This window comes from Staphylococcus sp. HMSC069D12, assembly GCF_001810405.1.
GTDB lineage: Bacteria > Bacillota > Bacilli > Staphylococcales > Staphylococcaceae > Staphylococcus > Staphylococcus haemolyticus.
Genome location: NZ_KV801108.1, coordinates 289,594 through 305,597, shown reverse-complemented (window position 1 = coordinate 305,597; position 16,004 = coordinate 289,594). Strand labels below are relative to the sequence as shown.

Below are 16,004 nucleotides of genomic sequence, written 5' to 3'. Positions count from 1 at the left end.
GTACAAACAATGTAGACTAATCTAACGTTATTATTTTACCATTTTTGCTTCATAATGATAAAGCAATATTATAACCTGGTCATACATGAGAGCTTGGTCCATAAATAATATAATGATGCTATTTTTCAAATTCGCAGAAGCTGACTGAACTGAGAGAGCCAAAAATTGCGTATTCTCAGTTATAGTCATCCTTTCGAGCGGTGCCCTAGCAAGAAAGATTTTTATAAAGAAATTCTACAAGATAAACAAGTTGGGGTGGGACCATGAATTTAAAAAGAATTCTGTCCCACCCCTTACACCTGTTATTGATTTTTTCTAAATCAATAATAAAATTCTAGATCTGATTTTAATTCATCTACGTATTCTTTTGAACCCGTTACGATAAGTCTATCTTTGTATCTAAGTTGTGTATCACCATGGGGCACGATTGATTCATTATTACGAATAATTCGAACGAAGATAATATCTCCACCAAATGGGAAATTACGTAGTTGAATATTTTCATATTGATGATTTAACATTTCAATTTCATACAATGATGTTTCAACATTGCTTAAAATGTTTAACATATTTGGTGTTTCAATTAAGCCTTGTAGGAAGATTTTATTACTAATGAAATTACTGAATACTTCAATACCTTCACCTTTCATTTCTTCATCTTCATTACTATTTTCAAGTCGACAAATTACGCGTTTAACATCATGTGCTTTGGCTAATTTTGCCACATCACGGTTAAGACTATCATCATTAGCAGAACAAACTACGATGTCTTGATTGAATAACCCTAATCTTTCTAAGAGTTGTTCTTCATAATTCGATATTTCTACAACAGTTATATGGTCAGATAAATTACGCTTATCTCCTAAATCTTTGCGATAATATAATGTAATATTATATAAGTGTGGTGACAAGTTTTGCACAATTGGAATCGTCAATTGATTCTTGCCAATTAATGCAATATCAATTTTACGATTAGCCTCATCTGGAATTGGAAACATTTTCTTGAAAATAATCGGTACAAACACACACGTGATGATTGCACTTAAAATCAAAATGCCTGACATTTCAGATGATATTGTATTTAATTGCTCTGCAATTTTAGCAGATGCTATAACTAATGATAATGTTGAAGTAAGTAAAAATGCTGATGCTATCGTTGTCTTATTATCAAACCAACGTCTAATAAAGAAAACTGGAATTAATTTTGAAATAATAAAAGCTAGAATGAGCACTGGAATAATTAATAATAATGATGGTTCTTTAATTAATGACGGAATATTTAAATCAACACCAACCATGATAAAGAAGATTGGTATAAAGAACCCGTATCCAAATGAATCGAGTGTATGCACTAATTCTTCATCTGGTTTCAGTAAGGATACAACCACACCAGCTAAGAATGCGCCTAGTATATATTCAGCGCCTACACCCTCTGCAAGTGCAACTAATAGAATAATTAATGCAAAGATTGCTCTTATACCTATTTGTGTAGTACCACCAATTAAGCGATGTAAAAATTTCATACGCTTAAATACAACGCCTAATATATAGAAAATAGCAGTAAATACAAGTAAAATTGCTGAAAGCCAAACTGAACCGTTACCACTACCATTGATACCACCGTAAATAGTTAACAGTACCATCGTTACTAGGTCAGCCAATACGGCTACTAATAATATAAATTGACCGATAGTTGTACGCATTATATTCATTTCTTTTAAAGTAGGCACTACGACACCTAGTGATATCGTTGATATGATAATTATCATTAATAACACATCATCTACGAGTCCTAACCATTTGAACGCGTAAGCTAATATTACTGATATAATCATAATAAATGCGAATACGGTTAGCGCTAAATTAAGATGGCTTGGTACATTTTTTTCATGTTTGTTCGTACCTTGTCGATTTCTCTTATCTTTTTTAAAAGTGCTAAAGTCAATCTCTAAACCACTTAAAAACATTAAAAAGATAAAGCCCAACGTTGATAATATATTAAGCATACTATCTTTATGTACTAGATTTAGGATAGACTGTCCAATAATAATACCCATGATGATTTCGGCTACAACCACTGGTAAAAAATTGATGTTCAGTCTATTTATAATAATTGGTGTTAAAAATGCTGCTAGAACTACAATGACTAGTGAAAAGAACTCCATTTTGTCCCCCTATGTTAAATATGACATGAATGTTGTTGCTAAACCAAAGTAAATTAACATACTTACAATATCATTAATTGTTGTAATAAATGGTCCGCTGGCTACGGCTGGATCAATATTCAGTTTATTCATAAATAATGGAATCATAGAACCAACTAACGTACCAACCGTCATTGCAATAGTAAGACTGCCTCCAACTATTAGTGCTAAAAATGGTTGTCTATATATAACAACGATGATAATAAATAAAACAGTGGCACAAACTAATCCTGAAAGCAAGCCACTTCCCGCTTCTCTCAATGCAACCTTAAATTTACTTTGTTCATCAATTTCCCCAGTAGAGATATTACGTACAGACACCGCAAGTGATTGTGTACCAGAATTTCCGGACATACCACTAATAATAGGTATAAATGCAGCTAATAATGCAACTTGTGATAATGTTGCCTCAAAACCACCTAATATAGTAGCGGTAATCATTCCTAAAAATGTAAGAATGATGAGCCAAGGCAATCGTTTAGTAGCAGTTTTCACTACAGAATCATTTGTTGAGTCAATATCAGATACCCCAGCTAAACGAGAGTAGTCTTCACTTGCCTCTTCATCCATAACATCTAGAATATCATCAATTGTAATAATACCAAGTAAATGTTGTTGATAATCTATTACTGGCATTGCAATAAAGTCATAGTCTCTCATTTTTTGAGCTACATCTTCTTGGTCATCTGCTACATTAACGCTAATCACACGATCACTCATTATATCCTCTATATATGCATCATTTTCAGCTACAATTAAATCTCTTAAAGATAATACTCCAACTAATTGTCCATCGGTATTAATGCCAAAAATAACATAAATCGTTTCGGCATCTGGTGCTTGTTCTTTTACTAACATTAATGCTTCTTTAACCGGAGTATTGACATCTAATGAGATATATTCCGTCGTCATGATACCGCCGGCTGTATCTTCTTCATAATGTAATAGATGCTTAATTTCATTAGCATCGTCACGGTTCATTAACGTTAGCAAACTAGCTACTTTCGGTTTCGAAAGTTCATTTAATATATCTACAGCATTATCCGAAGACATCTCTTCTAAAACTTTACTAGCATAATGTGCATTCATCGTATCAAAAAGGTCTTCATATGCTTCATCATCTATTTCTAATTGTTCAAAGAATTCTCCTACTTCTTGAGGTGATAAAAATTCAAATATCTTTTGTCTATTTTCATTCGTAGTGTCTTCAAAATATTCACTTTGTTCATATTCGTGCATTGCTAGAAATTCTTCTCTAAAACTATCAATATCGTCTTGTTTTAAAAGATCATCTAACAAATTTTGGTTATACACTTCGTCAGTATTATAGTCATTATTTTCTGTTTCTAATGACAACATCAACACCTCCAAATCTTATTATAATTCTGCAAAAATGTTTTGTAGCCATTTATAATCTATTTCTATCTCAATTTCTCTATTATAAATTGGATGTATGAATGTCACTTTATAGCATTGTAAAGATTGCGTATGAATTTCAGGATGATTTCCTTCATATAAATCATCACCAACAAGAGGATGTCCTACATAATTAAAATGAACGCGTATTTGATGCGTTCTTCCAGTATGTAATTTAATTTCACATAAGCTCGCTTCAGGTTTGGTCATTACTGTTTCATATGAAGTCTTTGCGTATTTTCCTGAAGCATCAACTTTCCTAGTAATAATACTCTGGCTATCTCTAGCAATCGGTTCTTCTATAACACCACTCAATAGCATTTGACCATAACATACACACATATACCTTTTATCTATTGCACTCGTCGTCATTAAATGATGGATATGCCCATGCTTAGCAAATATTACAATGCCTCTAGTGTTACGGTCTAAACGTGTAACAATATGCGGTACGATTGATGTATCGATTAACTGACCAACATTTAAATAATAAAGTACACGCTCTATCAAACTATCGTGCGGATGTTCTCTTGACGGAGTGCTATTTAAATAGTTTGGTTTTGACACAATAATTAAATAATCATCTTCATACAATATTTCAATTGGATTACGTGATGGAATCAAATATGAGCTGGGTGTTTCATCAGGTAACGCAATAGTTAACTCATCACCTGGCATCATCATTTTTCTGACAGTTACATGACTGTTATTAATAATTAAAGCGCCATTATGTTTAATGGCGCTAATTGTCTTTTTAGAATATTGGTGACGCTGCAAAAAAGACTTAAGCATTTCATTATGCTGTATCACGTATTCAAATTTCATCGTCCATCTTCACTTTCAATGAATGAATCATGTACTCTTTTCCAAAATGGGAAAGGTCTAAATCTAGCAAAACGCACTTTCTCATTAGCCACTCTAAACTGAATACCATTGACATTTTTATGTTTTAAACTAACATGATCAATTGTAGTTAAAATGGTATCGTGATTAACAGGTGTAATTAAACATGTATGATGCTTTGGCAAAACAAGTGGTGAACCCACTGTTCTAAATACTCTATTATTGATAGAGGCTATTTCTGCAATCTGCATAGCTTCAAGTGAGGGATGTATTAGTGCTCCACCTAATGCCTTATTATAAGCAGTTGAACCTGAAGGGGTTGATATACATAAACCGTCACCTCTAAAACGTTCAAATTGCTTACCACGAATTCCCACATCAACTACAAGGGTTGAACCATTTTCCGTTTTCATTGTTGCTTCATTTAAAGCTAAATAACGTGTTTCATAACCATTATCATTGTATCTGACAATAATTTCTAATAATGGATATTCGATGACTTGAAATTCAGAGTTATTAATTTCAATAATTAATTTCTCAACTTCATGAGGTAACCAATCAGCATAAAAACCTAAATGTCCTGTATGTACACCTACAAATGCCACTTGAGAAAGCATGTGGCTGTATTGATGAAAGGCTTGTAATAAAGTTCCATCTCCACCTACAGAAATAACAATTTCTGGATTAACGGCATCTTCTACCATGTGGAAATCTTTCATATGATTTATCATTTTATGCTTTAATGCATTGGATTTTGAATCACCTTTAGACAAGATAGTATAACGCATCCCCACACCTCATTAGTCATGTTTTTTTGCACGTTTTTGAGAATAATATTTCTGTGCTTCTTGAATTTCATCTTTAATCTCAGACATCTCTTCATCTAGAAGATATGCCGCTTCAGCTGCACGCTCAAGACGATGCTGAATTTCCGCTGGATAATCCCCGTCATATTTATATCTTAATGTATGCTCAATTGTAGCCCAGAAATTCATTGCTAATGTTCGTATTTGTATTTCCGCTAAAATGGCTTTCTGACCGTTTAATGTTTCAATTGGATATTCAATAATCACATGATATGAACGATAACCACTTTGTTTTGTGTTATTGATGTAGTCACGTTCCTCAATCACTTTGAAATCTTGTCGTTGTCTAAGCATATTAACAACCACATCGATATCGTCCACAAATTGACACATCATTCTAAGACCAGCAATGTCGTACATCTCTTCACGTAGTCTATCAAACGGTATTCCCCTTTTATTCGCCTTATCAATAATACTCGTAATTGGTTTTACTCGACCAGTAACGAATTCAATGGGTGAAGCATCTTCTCCAACTTCATATTGCTTACGCAAACCTTTTAATTTTACCTTTAATTCATCAACGGCTTGTTTATATGGTGTTAAAAATTGATCCCATTGATTCATATTGTTTCACTCCGCTTCACTTTAGGTCAAAAGTTTCTTCAACAGCTGAAACAAACTCCTTACCATAGTTATTATTTCCTTCAACATTCTCAAGTATGTAATCTAATTCCTCTTGAAAATGCTCTAAAACCAAGTCATCGTTCACTATTAGTTTCTTGCCTCTATTCTCATGCAACATGGACCATGTTTCTTGAACGAAAATCAAGTAATCATATGATTGTCCGTCATCTAATAAGTAGGCAAATCCGTAATTATCACTATCAACAAGCATTTGTCCTACTTCTACTAATCCATCAGTTGGATCTTCTGAGTAGCAATAAATGCCATCATCTTTAATTTTAATTTCATTTACATAAATACGCATGCTTGTTCCTCCTTATTATTCTTTATTAGTTTAACATAATTTAACTGTATAACACACGTTTGAAATGCACTTCTTACTCGTCTATCCACTATTGAACGAAGCTCATTATGTTGTGACAAATCAAATCAATTTATAAACTATACTTATGTACTCAGATTTACTTTTTCATTCATATATAATTACTTTAAATATTTATATAACTCAGTCATAATGAATTACAATAAATGGATTTAGAGGTGCAAATTATGGCGACAAATAATGAAATAGAATTCAAACAATTACTAAGTAAAGATGTGTACGATAAATTTAAATATACTTTTTTTGAACATAAAGAACCTTTTATTCAAATAAACTACTATATTGATACTCCTAACTTCATATTGCGAGATCATAAATCTGCATTACGAATCCGTGTTAAAAACGACACATATGAAATGACCTTAAAAGTGCCAGCCGACGTAGGTTTGATGGAATATAATCATATGGTCAAATATATTCCTAAAACAGGTGATATAATATCCAATAACTCACTACCAGAAGATATACGAGAAATTGTCGAATCATATGATATTAATGACAATGAATTAACTATATTAGGCGCATTGAGAACAGCTCGTTTAGAAACGAACTATAAAAATGAATTGTTAGTATTAGATCGAAGTGATTATTTCGACAAAGTTGATTATGAGTTAGAATTTGAAGTTACTGACTATAACAATGGTTTAAAAAAATTTCATAGTTTATTAGAAGAATTTAATCTTAAGCACACCGTACCTAACAATAAAGTTCAACGTTTCTTTGACTATAAGAATCAAATTGACAAATAGCAGTACGTCGCTGTAAAAAGTCAAATTACTTTTAAATGTAAAAATTCATGTTATATTAGTAATATATTAACGGAAATTGGTGATATTATGTCTAAAACGCCATACGATATTATAGGTGAAACAGCACTTTATAATATGATTGATCATTTCTATGCTCTAGTTGAGAAAGATGACAGAATCAATCATTTGTTCCCTGGGAATTTTGCCGAAACGAGTAGAAAACAAAAGCAATTTCTCACTCAATTTCTAGGTGGACCGAACCTATATACTAAAGAACATGGACATCCGATGTTAAAAAAAAGACATATGGAATTTAAAATTACAACTTATGAGAAAGATGCATGGTTAGAAAATATGCATGCTGCAATAACCGAAGCACAGTTTCCAGCTGGTGTTGGAGACTATTTATATGAACGTTTACGTCTAACCGCAAACCATATGGTAAATTCCTAAATATAATTGAAGGTGAGTAAAACATGGCTGAAGAACTAAAAATTGTAGACAATAGAAGTCGTGAAGATGCTAATCTGTCACCTGTAAATAAAATTGAAATTTATTCATTTTTTGATCCATTTAATACAGATTGCTTTAAATTATCAGCGATTATTTCTAAATTAAGAATTGAATATAATCAATATATCCGTATCAGACATATTCTAAACCCTTCATTGAAAGTACTTACTAAGTGCCAAGCGCAAAGTACATCTGATTTTGATAATATCGCCTTAGCTTATAAAGCTGCTGAATTACAAGGCCGTTTAAGAGCGGAACGTTTCATCCATTTAATGCAAAATGAAATTATTCCTAAGAAGGATATTATTACGGAAGAAATGATTTGTGACTGCATCATTAATGCAGGTTTAGATTACAATGAATTCAAAGAAGATTTACAAAAAAGCAAATTAACCGAAAGTTTAAAAATAGATTTACACATTGCTCGAGAAATGGAAATTGAGCAAGCACCTTCACTCGTATTTTTCAGTGAAGATGTTCATGAGGAAGGCCTGAAAGTAGAAGGATTATATCCATATCACATTTACACATATATTATTAATGAATTAATGGGTACGCCAATTGAAAAAAATCTTCCACCTAAAATTGAACATTATATTCAAAAGAAACAACTCGTTACTATGGAAGAACTATTGACCATATATGAGTGGCCCGAAAAGTTAATGACAAAAGAACTTAAGAAATTGGCGTTACAACAAAAAGTAGAAAAACTTCAATATCCTGAAGGAGATTTTTGGCAATCAAAAATGCCTAGAATATAGGGTAACTAACAATAGCCATTCAATGATGATCATATTCATGCATTGGATGGCTTATTTTTGTGTACCTATCAATTTAAGGTTGAACGACTCTGTTTCTATTATTGTTATATAAATCAATTGCAATGTATAGTAATGGCGTCGAAGTACAATGATAAAATTTATCTACAATGGGGAATTAATTGATAGTGGTAGTTATTAAAAAAGAGCATAAAAAAACGCCGTGTCTGATTACACGACGCTAAACAAAGGGGATGGGAGAAATTTTTTCACTTCAAACAAAGGGGTATGTTTGTTATGTGATTAATTTCATGTTCATAATATAACACGCTAATATAGGTATTTCAATATTAAAGATCCCTTACTTCAAAATTGTCACAAACTTGACATATTGTAAACGGATACAGTCATTCTAAGCTTTCATAAGTTTTTCAAAAGCATCTAACTTTTGTTCAAAGACCTCACAAGCTTGCTCAATAGGTTCTGGTGAAGTCATATCCACACCGGCATTTTTCAGAATCTCAATTGGATAATTAGAACTTCCTTTTTTCAAGAATTCATTAATATATCTTTCAACTGCAGGTTTACCCTCAGTTAAAATTTGATGACTTAAACTTTGTGCTGCACTATATCCGGTAGCATATTGATATACATAGTAATTCATATAGAAATGAGGAATTCTTGACCATTCTTTGCTAATATTGTCATCTGTTTCAACAACATCACCAAAGTATTGTTTATTCAATTTAGCATATTCATCATTCATACGTGTTGCAGTTAATGGTTCGCCTCCTTCTTCAATTTGATGAATTTTATGTTCGAATTCTGCGAACATAGTCTGACGGAATAAAGTCGCTCTGAATCTTTCAAGTTCCTGATTTAATAATAATAAACGACGTTCATCGTCTAAATGTTTATCCATATAATCACTTAGTAATGCTTCATTACAAGTTGATGCAACTTCAGCAACAAAGATTGAATAATCACTAGAATTAGATGGTTGATGTTTACGACTGAAATAACTATGTGCTGAATGACCAAATTCGTGAATTAGCGTATATAAATCAGATACAGTATCTGACCAATTTAATAAAATGAATGGGTTAGTTAAATGTGCACCAGATGAGTAACCGCCTGATCGTTTGCCTTTATTTTCATAAACGTCGACCCATCGATTATTCAAACCTTCTTTTACTACATCAAGGTACTCTTCACCCATAGGTTCTAACGCTTTTAACATCCATTCTTTTGCTTCTTCATAAGGCATTTCGAATTTAACGTCTTTAACCATTGGCGTATATAAATCGTACATTTTCAGCTCATCAACGTCTAATAACTCTTTTCTTAGTTTCGTGTATCTGTGCAATAACGGTAAATATTTATGCACAGTTTTTACTAAATTATCATAAACTTCTTCTGGTATGTGATTATTACTTAACGCACGCTCACGAGCTGTTTTATAGTTATGTGTTCGAGCATTAAAGACATTCTTCTTAACTTCCCCTGCTAATGTTGAACCTAGAGTATTATTATAGGCACCGTAAGCTTTATATAAATTATTATATGCTGATTGACGTAACTCGCGATCATCAGATTCTAAATATTTGATAAAAGTTCCTTGTGTTAATGGATGTTTTTCACCATCTTTATCTACTGCATCTTCAATTTCTAAATCTGCATTACTAAACATACCGTACACATTACTTGGTGTAGATAGGGCATCTTGAGCCTCAGTAAGTAATTTCTCTTGCTCGGCATCTAAAATGTGTGGTCGTTTTTCATTGATAAGTTTTAAATCAAATTCATAACGTTTTAAGTTGTCGTTAGTTTCGATAAATGATTGAAGTTTATCTTCATCAATTTGAAGAATTTCTGGTACTAAGAAACTCCATGCTGAACTAATTTTAATTATAAGTTGATGTGCGCGTGACTCGAATCCTGTATATTTATCGTTTGAAGTATCTTGGTCTTGTTTTAAATGTGCATAGACATATACTTTCTCTAGTTTAGTACCAATTTCATCTTCTAATGCAAGCGCATCATATAATGTATCAGCACTATCTGCTAAGTGCCCTTTAAATTGCTCTTCTTTACCTAGATAACCTTCAACCTCTTTTAATGCTTCTTCAAAAGCTTCATCACTTTTAAAAATCGTTGTTAAATCCCACGTATCATTTGGATATTTACGTTCTTGCTCTTCTCTTGTTAATTGTTGACTCATATAGTAAACCTCCTATAATAACTAATGTTATAATTTTCTCATTATTCCTTATAAATTGCACGTTTTAACTATATTTAATGTAATGATTAATGAGTTCTGAGACAACACAATCCATAGAAATAGTGTTAAGGTACATCTGTCTAAATTTAAGAAAGGCTTTTAAACGCTGATGTACATCACACTCTTGTTCATTAAATAATTTAAATTGTAATTGCCATTGAACTGGATGATTCTCAATATAGAGTTGATAAGGGAATATGTAGCCGAAGTTATGATAAATAGCCTCATCTGTTAATCTTAACTGGTACATTGCGCTTAACGATGGTTCAAGGACAGAATTTTTTCTTCTACATTGATTCAAGTAATAATGTATTTCAGATTTAGTTAGCTTGAAAATGTGTTGATATGGCGTAGGCATTATACTAATCTGATTCACTAATTCATTGATTTTAATTACTGTTCGTTTTGCGATAAATTGTCTGCCACCAATATGCTGAATTTGACTATATAAAACAACACACTTGTTCTTTTGATTCCATACATATAAACACCTGTTAATTGGATGAATAAAATGTGCTTGAAATGAATTGAGATATACCCTTCCCATATGATATCGACAATCTTGAATTAACCAAATGACTTCCATACTCAGCTGTTTAAATCCCTTTGTTCGTTCTATGATCTCTTCAATACCTATTCTAGAAAATTGAATTTCAATTACATATTTTGAATTCACTAGTATGTCTGGGTATTGTTGAATAGTTGGACAATAAGGTTCAATTTGAACGTGATAATGTAGTTGTGATAACATCTTCGCAATAAAACACTTTACAAAGTAATGTTGTTCGGATTCTTGTTTTGCACAATAACATACGCTATCAACCTTATGCGCGAAATGCGGGATTTTTTTTGTGCCACATTTGTATAGTAGTTGTGAGCTACAATGCGGACAAAAATAGCTGTCTTGTTTCTTTGCACGATGTGCATATACTTGCTCGCCTTGTTGATTTATAGCGATTAACATAAATTTCACTCACCTCATAAGAATAAACGTATGAAATGGTGATTTTACTTTTCAACAAAAAAACCGAAGCAATATTCATTGCCTCGGTAAAAACTTTCATTATTCAACTGTGTCTGAGAAATAACGTCTCACTTGAGCAGTTACATTATGACTCATAATAATCTTAGCATAATCATTTAAGTATACTTCAGTTTTATCTGTTGGATATGCAAACTCTAACATCTGACTATAACTATCGTTAATTGTTTCTTGACTGACTGATTCATCAAAGTGAATAGCATAGTAATATTTATTGTCATTCATATATAATAAATCTTCAAATTCATCAGTTGATAAATTATGGTGATATGCATAACTAATAACTTGCTCTAAATCATCAAATTTAACGATAACTGTTCTTATGTTCGGACGTTGTTTCGTTTGTTTTTGTTCAGACTTATGAGAGTGCTTTTGTTGTTGTGCTCTTTGTTCGAATAAATCTTCAATGCTCTCTTCATTTTCTAATGTATTTGCAAGTAATTCGTTAACTTGTTCTTCAAATTGCTCGTTTGCATCTTCATCAGACATATTCATAGCTTCTTCATTTTTAGATTTAGAAATCGTAACTTCCACACCTTTTTCAAAGGCATGTACTTGTATCCAAAGAGGTCCTTCAACTACGAAGTCTTCTTCTTCATTGATTTCATCCATCATTGACCAGAAGAATTCTTCGCCTCTCTTACGGTTAGTCCATAAATCTTCTCGACTGAATCCTCTAGCTTCAATATCACTATAAGTTATAAATAATTTGACTGTTGTGTCATCAACGCGTTCTATTCTCATATCATCTCACTCCTTACAGTCGATGAATAGTAACCATATTGTATTAGAACGTAGTGGAAATTACAATTTATTTGTTTGATTAAATTTAACTATTTTACAATCGTTATATATACTAACATATTCCCTTTTTTAGTTACAAAAAACAGCACTAAAATAGTGCTGTTTCATATTATTATAATCTTCAATTAAATTTTAAAATTAATCAACAAGACGTTGCGCTTCTTGTAATTGGAAAGTACGAACCTTTCTAGGTAAGAAACGTCTGATTTCATCTTCGTTATAGCCAACCTGTAAACGTTTTTCATCTAGAATAATTGGACGACGTAATAGTCCTGGATTATCTTGAATGATCGCATAAAGATCTTGTAGTGGTAAAGAATCAATGTCAACGTTTAATTTTTGGTATGTTTTAGAACGAGTAGAAATAATTTCGTCAGTACCGTCTTCAGTCATTTTTAAAATTTGTTTGATTTCATCAATTGTTAAATGTTCAGAAAAAATGTTACGCTCCGTATATGGAATGTCATGTTCTTGTAACCATGCTTTCGCTTTACGGCAAGATGTGCAACTTGGTGAAGTAAATAATGTTACCATACATCTCACTCTCCTATTGAATGAATATTATTCATTATTTTTGAATTTATTGATTAAGAAATGATAATTTATTTAGTCCTCTTAACCTTACAATATTAGTATAACCAACTAACATTAAAATTAAATGAGAAAACCCTAATTTTTCTGAGAAATCTCAAATTTTCTAAAAACCTAAATTTAAAAGCTTAGAATTATCGTATAACTACATACTAACATAACTTACATTTTAAAGAAATACTGTTATAATTTAAATAATATGAATTAAAACTAAGAAAGTAGGCATCTAATATGGAGACATTATTTTCAGGAATTCAACCTAGTGGAATACCCACAATTGGTAATTATATTGGAGCATTAAAACAATTTGCTGATGTTCAAAATGATTATGATTGTTATTTTTGCATCGTCGACCAACATGCAATTACTGTGCCACAAGATAAAATCAAGTTACGTAAACAAATCCGTCAACTTGCGGCTATTTATTTAGCATCTGGCATAAACCCAGAAAAAGCTACCTTATTTATACAATCTGAAGTACCAGCACACGTGCAAGCAGGTTGGATGCTCACAACAATTTCAAGTGTTGGAGAACTTGAACGTATGACTCAATATAAAGATAAAGCTCAAAAACGTACTGATGGTATTCCAGCAGGTTTACTAACTTACCCACCATTAATGGCTGCAGATATTGTGATATACAATACTAATATTGTTCCAGTTGGTGAAGACCAAAAGCAACATATGGAATTAACACGTAACTTAGTCGAACGTTTTAATAGTCGTTATAATGACATTTTGGTTAAACCAGAAATTCGTATGCCTAAAGTAGGTGGTCGCGTCATGAGTTTACAAGACCCAACGAAGAAAATGAGTAAAAGTGATGATAATCAGAAAAACTTTATTTCATTACTAGACGAGCCTAATGTGGCAGCAAAGAAAATTAAAAGTGCTGTAACAGATTCAGATGGAATTATTAAATTTGATCGTAATAACAAACCAGGTATTTCAAATTTATTAACAATATACTCTAGCTTAACAAATGAATCTATTAAAGATTTAGAAGCTAAGTACGAAAATGAAGGATACGGTAAGTTCAAAACAGACTTATCAGAAATCGTCAAAGATTTCTTAATTAACTTCCAAGAAAAATATAATGAATTTTACAATTCAGATAAACTAGATGAAATCCTAGATCATGGTCGCGATAAAGCTCAAAAAGCGTCATTCAAAACATTGAAAAAAATGGAACGTGCCATGGGACTGGGACGTAAAAGATAATACATTAGTAATAGAAATAGCCATGGGAATCATTCCCATGGCTATTTCTATTATTCACTTTTCTTTACCTGTTTCACGATCAATAGATTTATCGATATACACGTGCTTAAGTGTAGTATCTGGGCCTACTTTGTGATACTGTAACCCTTTAACTTGTGGATTAGTTAAATGTGCTTCACCTTTTTGATATATAGGTGCAACTGGTGCGTCGTGAAGTAAAATACTTTCAGCTTTTTGTAAAGCTTTATTTCTCTTATCAGGTTCACGTAGTAAAGAACCATTAGCTTCTTTGATAAGATTATCGTATTCTTCGTTACCCCAATCAGTATTATTTTGAGCATTACCTTTTTTCATTATTTCCAAGAAAGCCGTTGAGTCTGGATAGTCAGGACTCCACCCTGCATATGACGTTTCATAATTATTTGCTAACTCTAGAGTTATTTTTTGTTTAAAAGGCATTTGTTTAATTTTTAGAGTAACACCAGGTAAATTTGTTTCAATCTGCGATTTTATATATTCAGCAGCAATCTTCGCTGCTGGGGTGTCTTGAGTATTCATAGTAAAAGTAAATTCTTTTTTACCTAATTCTTTTTGCGCAATTTCCCAATTTTGTTTTGCTTCTTTGGTATCATATTTTAATGGAGATGAAACTGTACTTGCGAAATCTTTGCCGTCTGGTGTTTTAGCAGTTCCAATACCAGTGAAATTATCTGAGGCTAAAGAACCGTCATTTAAAACAGATTTTACATATCCTTTTTTATTAATAGCTTGCGCAATAGCTAATCTTAAGTGTTTATTTTTAAATTCCGGAACAGTTTTTTCATTCATTTTAATATAGAATGTAGCAGCAGTTAAACGATGGTTCAATGCTTTACTATTTTTATATTTGTTAACCTGCTCAGATGTTACGATTGTATCATCAACCGAATCTGTATCATATAATGATGCACCAGCTTGTTGATCTTTTAGTACTTTATAATTTACTTTATCTAATTTAACATTCTTTTTATCCCAATACTTGTCATTTTTAACAAGTTGAATTTTATCTTCCACTTGCCAATTAATTACTTTAAAAGGCCCGTTATATACTGCTCTATCGGCTTTTGTACCATATTTTTCTCCATATTTTTTGGCAATTTTAGAATTTTGAGGACCAAAAGTATTTAAAGCTAATAGTTCATTTATATAAGGCACAGGTTTTTCTAATTCAACTTGAAGTTTATATTTATCTAGTGCTTTAATTCCTAATTCACTCACTGGTTTTTTTCCTGAATTAACTAAATCTGCATTTTTAATATCACTCATTATGTAAGCAAATTCAGATGCTGTTTTGGGGTCCACAACTTTTCTCCATGCATAAACAAAGTCATCCGCAGTTACTGGGTCACCGTTAGACCACTTAGCATTTTTTCTTAAATTAATTGTTAAAGTTTTGCCCCCGTTACTTTTTTTAGGCATTTCTTTAGCTACACCTAAAGTAACCTTATCGCCTTTATCAATTGAATATAGGCCTTCAAATGCTTGGCCAGCTATATCTCCTGATACTGCATCTGAAATTAATGCCGTATCTAAAGTACTTATATCTTGTGTGATAACTTTTCTAAAGACTTGGCCATCATCTGAATATAAACTTTTATTATTACTACAAGCTGAAAGTACTAAAACCACTATTAATAAAGTTGCTATATATTTTAAAGATTTCATAGTAAA

General features: G+C 31.9%; 15 protein-coding genes. 4 read left to right on the top strand and 11 right to left on the bottom strand.

Features of this window, described 5'->3' with window-relative positions:
• Window positions 1-320: 320 nt before the first annotated feature.
• From HMPREF2737_RS07255 to HMPREF2737_RS07230, 6 genes are read right to left on the bottom strand one after another with little or no spacing between them, the layout of a single operon-like run.
• A complete protein-coding gene (locus tag HMPREF2737_RS07255; protein WP_037549108.1) occupies window positions 321-2,165 on the bottom strand; it encodes a monovalent cation:proton antiporter family protein in 1,845 nt (614 codons plus the stop codon).
• 9 nt (window positions 2,166-2,174) lie between these two features.
• On the bottom strand, window positions 2,175-3,563 hold the full coding sequence (gene mgtE / locus HMPREF2737_RS07250) for a magnesium transporter (RefSeq protein ID WP_370741136.1): 1,389 nt from the start codon (window positions 3,561-3,563) through the stop codon (window positions 2,175-2,177).
• 18 nt (window positions 3,564-3,581) lie between these two features.
• The gene (locus HMPREF2737_RS07245) at window positions 3,582-4,445 is read right to left on the bottom strand and encodes an RluA family pseudouridine synthase (protein WP_037549105.1); all 864 of its coding nucleotides are present in this window, start codon (window positions 4,443-4,445) and stop codon (window positions 3,582-3,584) included.
• Complete coding sequence (locus HMPREF2737_RS07240; protein ID WP_011276221.1) at window positions 4,442-5,251, bottom strand: NAD kinase; 810 nt, start codon at window positions 5,249-5,251, stop codon at window positions 4,442-4,444. Before HMPREF2737_RS07240 ends, HMPREF2737_RS07245 begins: the two co-directional genes overlap by 4 nt.
• A 12-nt stretch (window positions 5,252-5,263) precedes the next feature.
• A complete protein-coding gene (locus HMPREF2737_RS07235; RefSeq protein WP_011276222.1) occupies window positions 5,264-5,893 on the bottom strand; it encodes a GTP diphosphokinase in 630 nt (209 codons plus the stop codon).
• A 16-nt stretch (window positions 5,894-5,909) separates the two neighbouring features.
• On the bottom strand, window positions 5,910-6,257 hold the full coding sequence (locus tag HMPREF2737_RS07230) for a UPF0738 family protein (RefSeq protein WP_011276223.1): 348 nt from the start codon (window positions 6,255-6,257) through the stop codon (window positions 5,910-5,912).
• Between the two features lie 245 nt (window positions 6,258-6,502).
• Between HMPREF2737_RS07230 and HMPREF2737_RS07225 the strand changes: the two genes are divergently transcribed.
• The 3 genes from HMPREF2737_RS07225 to yjbH all read left to right on the top strand — a co-directional run bounded on the left by HMPREF2737_RS07225 (window position 6,503) and on the right by yjbH (window position 8,358).
• A complete protein-coding gene (locus HMPREF2737_RS07225) occupies window positions 6,503-7,084 on the top strand; it encodes a CYTH domain-containing protein (protein WP_037549101.1) in 582 nt (193 codons plus the stop codon).
• A gap of 87 nt (window positions 7,085-7,171) precedes the next feature.
• Window positions 7,172-7,537, top strand: a complete 366-nt coding sequence (locus tag HMPREF2737_RS07220) for a truncated hemoglobin YjbI (protein WP_037549098.1) — start codon at window positions 7,172-7,174, stop codon at window positions 7,535-7,537.
• A 23-nt stretch (window positions 7,538-7,560) separates the two neighbouring features.
• The gene (yjbH, locus tag HMPREF2737_RS07215; RefSeq protein ID WP_037535471.1) at window positions 7,561-8,358 is read left to right on the top strand and encodes a protease adaptor protein YjbH; all 798 of its coding nucleotides are present in this window, start codon (window positions 7,561-7,563) and stop codon (window positions 8,356-8,358) included.
• A 409-nt stretch (window positions 8,359-8,767) separates the two neighbouring features.
• Here yjbH and pepF read toward each other — a convergent pair whose 3' ends face one another.
• The 4 genes from pepF to spxA all read right to left on the bottom strand — a co-directional run bounded on the left by pepF (window position 8,768) and on the right by spxA (window position 13,016).
• Window positions 8,768-10,576, bottom strand: a complete 1,809-nt coding sequence (gene pepF, locus HMPREF2737_RS07210) for an oligoendopeptidase F (protein WP_037549096.1) — start codon at window positions 10,574-10,576, stop codon at window positions 8,768-8,770.
• A gap of 64 nt (window positions 10,577-10,640) precedes the next feature.
• Window positions 10,641-11,600, bottom strand: a complete 960-nt coding sequence (locus HMPREF2737_RS07205; protein WP_037549091.1) for a competence protein CoiA — start codon at window positions 11,598-11,600, stop codon at window positions 10,641-10,643.
• Between the two features lie 99 nt (window positions 11,601-11,699).
• Window positions 11,700-12,422, bottom strand: coding sequence for an adaptor protein MecA (gene mecA, locus HMPREF2737_RS07200; RefSeq protein WP_037549083.1), 723 nt, complete (start codon window positions 12,420-12,422; stop codon window positions 11,700-11,702).
• A gap of 198 nt (window positions 12,423-12,620) precedes the next feature.
• The gene (gene spxA, locus HMPREF2737_RS07195; RefSeq protein ID WP_011276230.1) at window positions 12,621-13,016 is read right to left on the bottom strand and encodes a transcriptional regulator SpxA; all 396 of its coding nucleotides are present in this window, start codon (window positions 13,014-13,016) and stop codon (window positions 12,621-12,623) included.
• Window positions 13,017-13,304: 288 nt separating this feature from the next.
• On the opposite strand from spxA, the gene trpS reads away from it, so the two are divergent.
• On the top strand, window positions 13,305-14,294 hold the full coding sequence (trpS, locus tag HMPREF2737_RS07190) for a tryptophan--tRNA ligase (protein WP_037549079.1): 990 nt from the start codon (window positions 13,305-13,307) through the stop codon (window positions 14,292-14,294).
• Between the two features lie 54 nt (window positions 14,295-14,348).
• Here the strand turns inward: trpS and HMPREF2737_RS07185 are convergent, their stop codons facing one another.
• Entirely contained in the window at window positions 14,349-15,998 is a 1,650-nt protein-coding gene (locus HMPREF2737_RS07185; RefSeq protein ID WP_037549076.1) for a peptide ABC transporter substrate-binding protein, read from the bottom strand.
• Window positions 15,999-16,004 lie beyond the last annotated feature (6 nt).